The following is an 11,802-nucleotide window of genomic DNA, read 5'->3' as shown; positions in this document are numbered from 1 at the left end:
CAATCAAGTAAATGTTTTCGAATGATCATAAAAGAAAATACAACTTAAAAAGAAGGGATTGCAGAACAGTGGTTTGCATGATGAACACTGAAATTCTGGTATTTTGAGCAAGTATTTCTCTTTTTAGAAATAGTGTAGAAGAAGTATTCCTGCTAGCTTTGTATCGCTCAAGATTTCAAATAATTGTCACTAAAAATAGAATTCGTTGCAATGATGGATAAATTCACACTAGTTGATTGAAGCGCAGGTGGCGACTTCTGCGGGAAAAGCTTGAGCTGAAGGCCCCGGAGGAACGCAGTGACGAGGAGACTGAAGCCAAGCCCGCGAAAAGCGTCCACCGTAGCGGAAATGAACGGGTTTCTATGGTTACCCTTCTTAAAGGACCGGGCGTAATTTGGCCAGCTTTTCTTATTTTCCAGAAGACTTGAGAATTCCGATAATTATAAATAAATGATAGAATATATAATCATTGGGAATAATAAATGAAATAGGGGGAATTCTTTTTGGTAATCGAGTTAATAAAATCTCACTCATCGGTTCGTAGTTATACAGAAAAGCAGCTATCTCGAGAAGAGGTCAGTGAACTGGTCGAAATTGCTCAACATGCTGCAACCTCTCATTTTGTTCAGGCCTACTCAGTAGTTTGGGTTACCGACAAAGAGAAAAGAGAAAAGATAGCAGAACTATCTCGTAATCCTAAACAAATGCTTGGTGCAGGTGCTGTATTGTTATTATGTACAGATTTTAATAGATTGTCTCACGCAGGTAAAATGCACGGCGAATCGATCGTTTTTGATAACGCAGAAAGTTTAATCGTTGGAATAACTGATGTTGGTCTTTTTGCTCAAAATCTTGCCCTTGCTGCGGAGTCAAAAGGATATGGAATCTGTTATATTGGCGGCGTGCGAAATGAGATGGAAGCTATAAGTGATTTGGTAGAGTTACCAAATGGAGTATTTCCTGTTTACGGGATGACAATAGGTGTGCCTGCAGAACACAATGAGGTAAAGCCGAGGCTACCAGTAGATGCGATTTTACATGAAAATAAGTACGACGAAGTGAAGTACGATGAACTACTTCCTACATATGATAAAGAAATAGAAAGATATTATAAAAATCGAAGTACAAATGAAAAGTCTACAACGTGGACAAAGGGAATGGCCGTTTATCTAAAAAAACCACAACGATTACATGTCCGATCATTTTTAGAGAAAAAGGGATTTCATTTAAAATGAAAATCGCATCAGATGGGGAATATTGAAATTACCCTTCGAGGATTTGAAAAAGAGACGATCTATGTGACCTAGTCACTTAGATTGTCTCTTTCATTTTCAAGGTTTTTGGTGTAATTGGTTGCCGTCCAAAGAGTACCTTATTTCTTGATAAAAATAGCAAATCGTTTTTTCATGCACCAAGTTTATTTATTAAATTATTTGTAGTCGTCCCACAACTTCGCAGGGAAAGGGACCATTACTATCGAATGTAAAAGTTATGTACAAAGTGTACTTATGAAAATAGTCAACAAGGATAAAAAAGCGATATAATCCTAAACTTGCTTAACTGAACCTAAATAAATCTTAGCAACTCTAGTAAAAATATGAACAATAGAAAAGGTGAGATATTTATGTACTTAGGTTTTAATGTAGAAATTGCTGATGAATTCACCAATTATTATCATGAAGGAAATCGTGTAAATGGTGAGAATCAAAAGAAACTAAGCAGAGACTTTAATAACTATGTATTTAAACATGTAGATTCAGGTGTATTAAGTGGCGAAGAAATTCAAAATGATTGGTTTCCTAGCATTCATGCAGATGTATTTATTTCTCATTCCCATAAAGATGAAAAGATTGCCATAGGTCTTGCTGGCTGGTTGAAAAGTAAATTTAAATTGAATTCTTTCATAGATTCTGGTTTGTGGGGCTATTCAAACGATTTATTGAAACAAATTGATCATGACTATTGTTTAAATGAGGATGGCAAAACGTTTGATTATAACAAAAGAAATTATTCAACTAGTCACATCCACATGATGCTGGCAAATTCTCTTTTAAAGATGATAGATAAAACAGAATGTATATTTTTTCTGAACACGCCTAACTCTATTGTGAGTCCTAAAGATTCGATTGAAAGTTCAACACAGTCTCCATGGATATATACAGAATTAATTGCCATGAAGGTTGTAAGGAAGAAAATTGATAGAAAGGTAAAGCGAGAGTTTGTAGCGGAAATCTTTAATGCACAGAAAGAGTTAAAGATAAACTACACCGTTGATTTAAATGATTTAGTAAAAATTGATCATGATTTTTTAAATAAATGGGAAAATAAATGGATTCATTCTACTAAAGAAAATCATCCTCTTGATGACCTTTATACTAGTTTGAAGTAGTAATTCATTACATGAATTGGAAGGGAAATAATTAAAGGGGAGTGTTTGATAAGTGGACAGTAAAATAAGACATTTAGAATTTATTCAACAAACGATACTTCGAATGGCAAGTAACTCCTTTTTGTTAAAGGGATGGACGGTAACGATAGTTGTTGGCATATTTGTATTTGCGAATCCCAAAGAAATTGACTCAAAGTATTTGTTTTCGGTACTTATCCCCATACTCTTTTTCTGGCTACTTGATGGGTTTTTCTTACATCAGGAAAAACTGTTCAGAAAGTTGTATGACAAAGTTAGGGTTACCTTAGAGGAGGATATTGATTTCTCTATGAATACATCATTAATCCAAAAAGATGTTGATTCTTGGATTAAAGTCACTGTTTCAAAAACACTTAGCCTCTTTTATTTTCCGCTTCTATTAGTGGTTCTCCTAGCGATTTATTTTGCTTATTTATTTTAAAATTTTAGTCTGCTTCACAGGAAAGCACTTTCCCAGTTATTGTATGGAAAAAGCTGCCGCAATTGCGTCTTCGTTCGTCTGCTTTTGGTGCAGGGGATTGTCGTACATTATGACCATGAAAACCTAGAAAACGTGTTCCATTTTCGAGAACAGAAACATGAATTCCATTACTACAAAGAAAATTGCTTTCTATTTTAATTAAATAAGTGAATGAATAAAACGGGTTTTTTATGGGCGAAATCAACGTGGGTGGTTTAATCTACTGTAGGACATAAAAAATTATAAACTTGGGGGTACAGTGAATGATTAAGTCTTTAGCCATGTGGTTTTTAATCATAATTGTAGGATTTATTCTCTTTGCTCTTACTCAAGTTCCTTTTCAAATGGGCTTTTTAGGTGGATATCAAGGAATCAATTTGACAATCATCGGAATTTTACAGGCTGCGCTAATTATTCCACTGATTTATTTTGGTATTCGCTATATGAAACTAGATTTCACGAAAATTGGGTTCACCTCATCTAAATGGAAAGAAGATGCCTTGCTAGGCTCCATTGTTGCTATTTGTTGGGCGCTTATCCAATTTATATGGTTCATTCCAAACACAGGTGGAGCCGATAGAGCGGATATTTCAGGGATACTAACCATGCTCGATCATCAATGGATAAATATTTTGTGGTACATTCCCTTGGGGGTCATTGGAGGAGGATTGACTGAAGAACTATATAATCGAGGATTTGTTATTGGGACAATCGCTAATATCTTTAGAAACTCAAGGATTGCTATATACGTATCTGCTATTTTTGCCATTATATTCTTTGCAGCGGGCCACCTTCCGATGAATATGATTGAATGGGTCGATCTCCTCGTTCCGAGTACTGCCTATACATTGCTTTATCTATATACAAAAAGATTGACGGCTTCTATAATAGCCCATGGTTTGTGGAATGTACTTGCTGTTATCGTTATTTTTATTATTTATGGATGACTATACAATCTAGAACTAGGCAGCTAGCTATCCCAGTTAGTGTAATCCTGTACCCTGTAGGCTATTAATTGAGGTCTTTCGAGTCTGTAACAGGCGACTACTCAAGTGGAGAGATAGTGACTGAGACCATTTACTATAGAAAATAAAGAAAGCAAAAAGCAACCACAATTACATCTTCGGCTGCTCTTTTTTGCATTTATAGGTTTCAGTAGAGAGTCGGACGTGCACCCTCCGCAAGACTTACTATAGGAAAAGGGACTGAGCGAAAGTGACAAAATTACTGCGCTCAGTCTTTTTCGTTGTTTAGGTTATGGAGCAGCAGGTTGCTGTCCAAATTGATACACGAACCGTATTCGCCATGGCAATACACTCGCTGCGCTATATTTTTTCTACAAACAAAGTGCATGGGGGCTAATGAATATGGCATGTTTTTAATAAAGTTTGTTGCATAGGCACACCGACAAGTAAATTTGTAAATAGTAAATTAACAAAACATTTGCAAAAATTTCATATGAATAAAATGTCGAAACGTGTAAGATAATATTGTATGATACACAAATATTTGTTAAAAAGGAGAAAAATATGGGAAAATTTATTAAAATTATAGCTTCTATTAGTTTAGCACTGGCAATTATTACCCCAACAGTTTCTCCGACAACGAGTGTTCAGGCAGCAACGAACGGTGAAGTTGTCATTAATGAAATAGCTTGGATGGGAACAACGGTAGATTATAATGATGAATGGATTGAACTTTACAACAACACAAGTACTTCCCAGTCTTTAAATGGATGGACATTGAATAGCTCAGATGGAACCCCGTCCATTTCTCTAAGCGGAAATATTCCTGCAAACGGCTACTTTATACTTGAAAGAACAAATGACACAACGGTTTCTGAAGTTACAGCTAATCAGATTTATAGTGGTGCTATGGGAAACACAGGTGAAATATTTGAATTAAGAGACTCAAACAATGCTGTTATCGATCAAGTTAATGCTTGGCATAGTGGTGACAACAACACCAAAGCGACGATGGAACGAATTGATCCTTTAGGTACTGGAACAGATGCTGCTAATTGGAACATGGCAACAGATACATATGTTGAAGGAATAGGAACTCCTGGTAAAGCTAATTCAGAAGCACCTCAAAATGTAGGATGTACTGATACAGTCGAGCGTATAAATCAGGTTTCAGATGCACCAGACGCCATTAATGTGTACTTTAATAAATGTGCACTTGATCAATATGCGTCGCCTAATAATGAAGCTAATTACAATGTGAATCTTGAAAATCGATTGATCGAGCGTATAAACGGAGCGCAAACTAGTATTGATTTTGCAACTTATGAAATCAATCTTCCTAAAATCGTTGATGCTCTTATTTTGAAAGCATCTGAAGGCGTTGACGTTCGAGTGATTGCTGACTCAAAAGATGCGACAGATCCTAGCTATATTGAACGATTTGAATTAATGAGGCTGTATATAGAAGAGATGGTTCGAGGACAAGACATGATTATAGGAACAGCTGATGATATAACGGTTCTCTCAGAATCACCTATGTTGGCTGTTGAAGATACAACAAAACGTGCAAATCATGGTCTGCCATCGTCACCGAGCGACTTTCCTCAAAAGACCATTATGGTGGGGAATACTGAAATGACAGGTTATTTATTTGTAGAAGCAGAACATAAGGCTGACGGTAGCTATTACTCTCCGTCGACTCAAATGCATAATAAATTTGCACTTATTGATGATAAATGGGTGTTTACAGGAAGTTGGAATTACACAGTTACAGGTCTTTACGGGACAGATGCAAACATGGCCAATGGTATTCTTGATGGTAACCAACAGCATATCGTGGAAGTAAACTCTACGGAATTGGCTGGAATTTATGAAACAGAGTTTAATGAAATGTGGGGGTCAGATACAATAAATCCTAATCTTCAAATTTCTAATTTTGGATCACGTAAAATTGATAATACTGTCCACCAAATCATGGTTGGTGGTAAAAACATAGAGGTGTATTTCTCACCTGGAGACAATGCAATTGCGAGAATGGTAGATCTTATTAAAACCGAAGCTGATTACAAAACGTATTTCACCATATTTGCATGGAGTGATCAGGCTCTAGTCGATGAATTGAAAAACAAGTGGGAAGGGTCGTATGAAGATCAGCAAGGGACTCTAACTGGATTTGATGTGAAGGGCGTTTTTGACAGTAGCTTCTGGACACAGTGGTGGTCTGCAAGTATTGAAATGACAGGCCAAACTGTAACGGGAAGTGTCAACAATCCAAATACACGCTGGGCAAATTCTGCACCAGTGTTTAAAGATGCTGAATCGCGCAAGTTGCACAGTAAAACGATGATTGTTGATGCAGATACGGATAGCGATCCAACTGTCATTGTCGGTTCTACTAATTGGAGTACTAATGGAGAAGACATAAATGATGAGAATTTACTTATCATTCATGACTCAGCTATTACAAATCAATTCTTACAAGAATTTAATGCACGTTATTCACAGGCAGGCGGTACGGTTACTACACAATAAATACGTGGAAATGGACCAACATATAATAGAGTCACAGGCGGCCGAAATTGCATCTTCGGTCGCCTTTATTATGTGAATCGAGTTTCTATTCTTGCACTTCACAAACAGCAGCGAAGCGAAAACCAAACCAACTTAGCCCATTCAAACTTCGTGTTTGGGGTATTTTATGGAAAAAATAGGGTTAACGGGAATAACCCATGTTTGAACGGGAATAAAAGAACTGTGAACGGGATTAAACACAATGATATAAAACGTCTTTCTATGAAGGACAATAAATAACGAATTTCTTCAGCGGCCTCCAAGGTGGTTGCTGGTGGCGATGGACACACATCTAACGCAAGATTACTTGCAAGAAAAAAGACAAGAGCGAAGTGACAATTAAAGTCACTTCGCTCTTGTCTTTATGATTTTTTGCTTGTCATCCAAAGAAACCCGGAAATCCTTTTTTCTACAAGTTGCGCAGAAGTGACTGGCGGTAACTCTTTCAATTCGAATCACTAATAGTTAACCCAAGCCTTCTCATACATTTGCAATAAAATAGGGTCAGTTAACGTATTTGGCTTATATTGAAATGCATTGCCTTTTTCATCGACAATGTCCCGATCAATATCTTTTCCGAATACAGTAAGTCCTTGTAATACTTCATCGGTTAAAAAGTCTGTGTCAACGGACAAATCGATATTTTCAACCGTATAATCAGTTTGCTCGCGTTTTGCCATGACAAAACCCCAGTCGCCGAAGCTTGGAATGTCTACATGTAGATTTTCAGTGTGGAGACCTGCTTGTTGAACAGTATGATCAATCGTCCAGTACACGTCAGTGGCGAAAGTTGGACTAGTTGATTGAATCATAATAGTTCCACCGGGCGCTAAATGGTTACGAAGAAGCTGATAAAACTGCAATGTATAGAGCTTATTTAAAGATTCGTTATTCGGATCAGGTAAGTCAACTAAAATCACATCATAAAAATCCTTACCATCTTCCATAAATGAAAATGCATCTTCATGATGAACCTTAACTCGCGGATCTGAAAATGAGTCTTTATTTAAACCAAGGAGGTCATAATTCGTTTTAGCAAGTTCCACAACTGCAGCATCAAGGTCGACAAGATCAACGTGTTTGATTTCATCGTACTTCCACAGTTCTCTCAAAGCCAGGCCATCTCCTCCGCCAAGGACAAGTACGTTTTCAGGATTATCAACGCTTGCAACAGCAGGATGGACGAGGGTTTCATGATAACGATATTCATCTGTTGAACTTAACTGAAGCTGTCCATCAAGAAATAAGCGAATATCACCTTTTTCTTTTGTTAATATGATTTGTTGGTAATCTGTTTGTTGGAAGTGAATAATTGGATCACGATACATCTTTTGTTCAAATGTGAAAGCAACTTCATCTCCCCAGAACACACCAGATAGAAGTACGACAAAAAGTGATAGTCCCGCAACGAGATGTACACGGAATCGAGCAATTTCACGTTTGAAATAATAAAGTACCCAAAGCGCCACGCCTACATTAATTAAGCCAACCATAAAGGCCGTTTTTACAAGTCCAAACTCAGGTCGTAAATAAAATGCAAAGAGTAAACCACCAATTAAGCCGCCAGCGTAATCTGAAAACAAGACACGTGCAGTACTTTTACTTAAAGTTACTCCGATTTCAGTTGCTTTGCGAATCAAAATTGGCAGTTCAACACCAGTTAATGCACCAATAATAAGGGTGATGGAATACAAAAATATGGCATCTGTTCCATCAGGAAGAAACGCTGTCACTCCGAAGAATAAGAAGGTTGAAAATCCACCGATTAACCCTATGGTAAACTCAATCCAAATAAAAGAAATAATTAAATTTTTCGTGACGTGTTCGCTGATTGAAGCGCCGATGCCCATTCCAGTTAAAAATAGTGAGATAATGATCGTATATTGCTTCACACCATCTCCTAAAATGTAGGAACCTGCAGCTCCAAATAAAACTTCAAATATAATTCCACAAATAGAAACAATACCAGAAGCCCAATAAATGGCTTTACTTTGTTTTGTTCCTAAATTACTTATCACGCTCATTTGTTCAGACTCCTTACTTCACATGAAGCTTGTTTCGTTAAATTAAATCCAATACCTGGTCATTAGAAGCTATTAGTTTGTATGAGTTGAAAAAATCAATAGCTATCCAAATGAAAAGTAATTTGGACAGCTATTGAAATACATGCAATTTAGTTTGTTTATGTAATGGAAGCTCCAATAACGAATGCTAACCCTACTGATACTGCAAAACTGATAATGCCAACAGCCATATTATCTTTGTGAAGTTGGTCTTCTACTGAGAATTTACGTGTAAATAATTCAAATAATAAGTAAGCGATTAGTTGAAGAGCAACTCCAACTCCTCCCCAAATCAATGTCTCCGTAACGGCAGAACTATTGTATATGGCAAATGCTAAGATAATACAGATTCCCACGATTTTACCACTAATTGAAAGGGCTACTGCTTTATTGCCATTTAGCACCTCATCCCAATCCTTATACTTCTTGGTCATTACTTCAAAAATTGCTAAGCCCACTAGGACAATAATAATTGCAATTGCAAAATACATAACTGTTAACAATAATGAATTCATCTTTTTATCCCCTTTCAACTAATTACTTACCTGAACCTGTTCCTCCACCACGAACGGATGAACCACGAATTGAAGGGACGGTATTTTTCCCTGCAAATGTTCCTGCAGCGTTGTAACCTCCGTAGCAACTACTTGGATTTATTTTACAGGCTTGACTTCTGTTACTGCCCCAACTATTTCCAAACATATTACCTAAAAGGCTTGCCACCAAATATCCTTCAAAGAAACTAGGACGATAATTATTTTGGACAAATTCTTCTCCTGCAACTTCAATCATCGTATCCGAAGAATTATCCTCTGACTCGGTTAATGTAACAAATTGTTTGTCGTAGATGAATATTTGTTTGCCATCTCGTTCTTCACTCATTTCAGAAGGTTTTTCATGGTTTTGTATATCGCTAGCGACGGTTGAGATATCTTGGTTCTCTGCAATATATACTTGAGAGTAATCATCGCTGTTTGTAGTACTTGTTACCGTATCGAATAGTTGATATGTACTGCCAATATAGTCTTCGATGCCATCTTTAAATAGGGAACCTGAACCATTCCCGCATGCAGAGACAAAAAGAAGGACACTGACAATCATTATGGACAGAATCGTCCTTTTCACATTTTTCACCTACCTTTCAAGTGTAAGACATTGTTTGTGATAAAGGAAAGGACCTGTTTTATAACAGGTCCCGTTCCTGAAAAATTGTGGATAGATTATGATTTAGCCATTCTCTTTTTAAGAGCAGTTAATTCGTCATCAACACCGCTATCAAGTGATTTAAATTCGTCATCAAGACTACGGTTAGATGAGCGCATATCTTCACTTGTTTCAGCTTCAGCTTCGAATTGAAGTACTTTTTCTTCCATACGATCAAAGCCGTTACGTGATTCGTTACCGCCAACACCTGACATCGTACGGTTCATCTTCGTGCGTACTTGAGCTGATTCAGCACGTGCTTTTAATGAATCTTTTTTAAGCTTCATTTGACTATATTCGTTTTTCATTTCGTCAAGTTTAGAACGGAGAACGGATGCATCTTCTTTTGCACGGGTATGCGATTCTTGAAGGGAAGATACTTGCTCAGAATGAACTTTTTTGTCCTCAAGTGCACGTCTTGCAAGATCTTCGTTACCAGCTTCTAGTGCTTTTATTGCTTGTTCTTCGCGCTTAGTTATCATGCTGTTTGAATCATTAACTTTCTTTTGAAGAAATTTTTCATTGGCAATTTGTTTAACAACAGAACTTTCTACTTCACGAATGTCTGCTTCCATTTCGCGCATAAATTGATCAAGCATTTTTATTGGATCTTCGGCCTTGTCTAACATCGCATTTAATTCTGAACCTACCACTGTTTGCATTCGTTTAAAAAATTGAAACATTTATTATTCCTCCTATTAGTAAAGTTAATTAATTAATTACTTCCTGCAATAATCTTTAATTCATATTCTTCAATATAATAGCCAGTACTTGCTTCTATTTCATTACCCCAAATTTCTAATGAGAGTGCTTTTTCATCTTCTTCATCGAAATATGAGAAGTAACGACACTGAGCACCATCTACATTTTGACTTCGACCTTCACCTTTTACAATTGCAGTACCATATTCATCTTGAAAATAAGTAACGCCATCGAGCTCAATTTTTTTAGGAAGTGGCTCTTGTAATTTTAATTTCGACTTCACATAAATACCTAGCTCTAATTCATCATCCATCTCAACGCTTAACCAGATCACTTTATTATTACCTTGGAGCTGGTATGCAAACCAATTGAAGCCATGGTCATTGAATGAAAGTTTGCCAACAACTTCGAAATCTTCAAGATCATACGTTATAAAATCTCCCGTTTTTATATTCATAACGGTACGTTCTTTAACATCAGGTCTTTGTGGTTCTTTACTGCCAAACAATTTACTGAGAAAACTCACTAAGTCATCACATCCTTCTTCGACCCTTTCTGTCATCTACATGTATTACTACGAATGAGATGCGAAAAAGTTTCTATTATTATCTATTCTCTCGTACTTTGCCTTTGGAAGCAATAATACCAATCCTTACCGAGAGCATAGAAAAACAATGCTTAAACAAAAAAAGAATTATCTGGTAAAACAGGGGGCGTTGCGGGTTCAGAAATATCTTCGAATATAACAATGAGAGAAAATTATGCTGCAGGAAATAAAAAACGAATTTGTTATGGTGGACTTCGTCAGTGTATTTTTTGAAGACAATCTTTACAAATACAGGCTTTGTCTACTTTTTCCCCAGGTACTAACTCGAAAATTTCTTTAGGGAAAAACTGTGTTGTACACCAGCAGGTGGGATCTCCTAATTCATTGCCACAATAATTGTTTTTATCGCATATCGGACATTTTTTTGCATCGATTGTCATATTGACCTCCATTTATAAATAACTATTCTTTACTTAAATCATTGAAACACATTTTGTTAAATAAGAAAATAGATAAAGAATAAAGTGTTTTTGGAGATAAACTGATTCGGCTCGCCTTTAACCTTCACGTGCATAGTTCCTTAATTCTGGTTTACTAGTTAATGGACACTTTCTACTTAGAAAGTAAGCAGCCGAAGATACAATTTCGGCTGCTTTTTACTAACTTTAAAGGTTCGTTCTGCGTTACTTAAAAGAAGGGTTTCGCACACTACACAATTTGCAGAATCCTGGTTGGAAGCTTTAATGATAGAAGAAAACAAAACAAACTCATCTGCTAAATAAGTGGTGGAAACTCTTCTTTATAGAAAAAAAGTAAACGGAGACAGTAGTAGATATAAATTGAACTGAGCCCTTATTAACGGA

At 36.6% G+C, this 11,802-nt stretch carries 11 protein-coding genes; 5 read left to right on the top strand and 6 right to left on the bottom strand.

Annotated features, from left to right (window positions below; all coding sequences use genetic code 11):
• Positions 1 to 503 precede the first annotated feature (503 nt).
• The 5 genes from nfsA (at position 504) to C406_RS0111415 (ending at position 6,385) form a co-directional block, all read left to right on the top strand.
• Positions 504 to 1,235 (top strand): oxygen-insensitive NADPH nitroreductase, encoded by a 732-nt coding sequence (gene nfsA, locus C406_RS0111435; RefSeq protein ID WP_017380764.1) that lies wholly within the window; start codon positions 504 to 506, stop codon positions 1,233 to 1,235.
• 389 nt (positions 1,236 to 1,624) lie between these two features.
• Complete coding sequence (locus C406_RS19540) at positions 1,625 to 2,389, top strand: hypothetical protein (RefSeq protein WP_017380763.1); 765 nt, start codon at positions 1,625 to 1,627, stop codon at positions 2,387 to 2,389.
• A 52-nt stretch (positions 2,390 to 2,441) separates the two neighbouring features.
• Complete coding sequence (locus C406_RS0111425) at positions 2,442 to 2,849, top strand: hypothetical protein (protein ID WP_017380762.1); 408 nt, start codon at positions 2,442 to 2,444, stop codon at positions 2,847 to 2,849.
• Positions 2,850 to 3,151: 302 nt separating this feature from the next.
• A complete protein-coding gene (locus C406_RS0111420; protein ID WP_017380761.1) occupies positions 3,152 to 3,835 on the top strand; it encodes a CPBP family intramembrane glutamic endopeptidase in 684 nt (227 codons plus the stop codon).
• Positions 3,836 to 4,417: 582 nt separating this feature from the next.
• Entirely contained in the window at positions 4,418 to 6,385 is a 1,968-nt protein-coding gene (locus tag C406_RS0111415) for a phospholipase D-like domain-containing protein (RefSeq protein ID WP_017380760.1), read from the top strand.
• Between the two features lie 497 nt (positions 6,386 to 6,882).
• On the opposite strand, the gene C406_RS0111410 is transcribed toward C406_RS0111415, so the two are convergent.
• The 6 genes from C406_RS0111410 to C406_RS0111385 form a co-directional block, all read right to left on the bottom strand.
• Entirely contained in the window at positions 6,883 to 8,442 is a 1,560-nt protein-coding gene (locus tag C406_RS0111410) for a polyamine aminopropyltransferase (RefSeq protein WP_026045682.1), read from the bottom strand.
• A gap of 164 nt (positions 8,443 to 8,606) precedes the next feature.
• A complete protein-coding gene (locus C406_RS0111405; RefSeq protein WP_017380758.1) occupies positions 8,607 to 9,002 on the bottom strand; it encodes a DUF350 domain-containing protein in 396 nt (131 codons plus the stop codon).
• A 22-nt stretch (positions 9,003 to 9,024) separates the two neighbouring features.
• Positions 9,025 to 9,612 carry a DUF4247 domain-containing protein gene (locus tag C406_RS0111400; RefSeq protein ID WP_237740552.1) on the bottom strand — a complete coding sequence of 196 codons (588 nt, stop codon included), beginning with the start codon at positions 9,610 to 9,612 and terminating at the stop codon, positions 9,025 to 9,027.
• 95 nt (positions 9,613 to 9,707) lie between these two features.
• Positions 9,708 to 10,373 (bottom strand): PspA/IM30 family protein, encoded by a 666-nt coding sequence (locus tag C406_RS0111395; protein WP_017380756.1) that lies wholly within the window; start codon positions 10,371 to 10,373, stop codon positions 9,708 to 9,710.
• Between the two features lie 32 nt (positions 10,374 to 10,405).
• Complete coding sequence (locus C406_RS0111390) at positions 10,406 to 10,918, bottom strand: DUF4178 domain-containing protein (RefSeq protein ID WP_017380755.1); 513 nt, start codon at positions 10,916 to 10,918, stop codon at positions 10,406 to 10,408.
• Positions 10,919 to 11,196: 278 nt separating this feature from the next.
• Positions 11,197 to 11,379 (bottom strand): cysteine-rich CWC family protein, encoded by a 183-nt coding sequence (locus C406_RS0111385; RefSeq protein ID WP_017380754.1) that lies wholly within the window; start codon positions 11,377 to 11,379, stop codon positions 11,197 to 11,199.
• Positions 11,380 to 11,802 lie beyond the last annotated feature (423 nt).

Origin of the sequence: Paenisporosarcina sp. TG-14 (assembly GCF_000297555.1) — a bacterium.
Taxonomy (GTDB): Bacteria; Bacillota; Bacilli; order Bacillales_A; family Planococcaceae; genus Paenisporosarcina; species Paenisporosarcina antarctica.
This window is presented reverse-complemented; position numbering and strand designations above follow the sequence as displayed.

What these genes read in the sequence shown, in the direction of transcription:
- C406_RS0111405 (WP_017380758.1), bottom strand. Translation starts at nt 9,002, where the DNA reads ATGAATTCATTATTGTTAACAGTTATGTATTTTGCAATTGCAATTATT.
- C406_RS0111420 (WP_017380761.1), top strand. Translation starts at nt 3,152, where the DNA reads ATGATTAAGTCTTTAGCCATGTGGTTTTTAATCATAATTGTAGGATTT.
- C406_RS0111385 (WP_017380754.1), bottom strand. Translation starts at nt 11,379, where the DNA reads ATGACAATCGATGCAAAAAAATGTCCGATATGCGATAAAAACAATTAT.
- C406_RS0111415 (WP_017380760.1), top strand. Translation starts at nt 4,418, where the DNA reads ATGGGAAAATTTATTAAAATTATAGCTTCTATTAGTTTAGCACTGGCA.
- C406_RS0111395 (WP_017380756.1), bottom strand. Translation starts at nt 10,373, where the DNA reads ATGTTTCAATTTTTTAAACGAATGCAAACAGTGGTAGGTTCAGAATTA.
- C406_RS19540 (WP_017380763.1), top strand. Translation starts at nt 1,625, where the DNA reads ATGTACTTAGGTTTTAATGTAGAAATTGCTGATGAATTCACCAATTAT.